We start from the raw sequence: 303 nt of genomic DNA, 5'->3' as shown, positions 1-303 counted from the left end.
AAGAACTAACCCTCAAAGAGCACTTGGAAGTGGTAGCAATGGCCTATGATTTATCTTGGGAGCAAGCTTGGGGACGTGTTGAGCACTTGTTAAAACTGTTTCGCTTGGATGAGAAATTGGACTGGTTTCCTGTCAATTTTTCAAAGGGAATGAAGCAGAAGGTCATGATTATTTGTGCTTTTATGGTGGAGCCGAGTCTGTTGATTGTTGATGAGCCTTTTCTGGGATTAGACCCTGTGGCTATCTCTGACTTAATCGCTCTTTTGGAGGAAGAAAAATCTAAGGGTACTTCAATCCTCATGT

At 42.2% G+C, this 303-nt stretch carries 1 protein-coding gene; it reads left to right on the top strand.

Features of this window, described 5'->3' with window-relative positions:
* Window positions 1-303, top strand: a 303-nt coding sequence (locus C1E99_RS09065) for an ATP-binding cassette domain-containing protein (protein ID WP_153060178.1), incomplete at both ends; no start/stop codon positions are given.

This window comes from Streptococcus suis, assembly GCF_002964045.1.
Lineage (GTDB): Bacteria > Bacillota > Bacilli > Lactobacillales > Streptococcaceae > Streptococcus > Streptococcus suis_U.
Note: the sequence above shows the minus strand (reverse complement) of the source record. Positions and strands in the feature narration are given on the sequence as shown.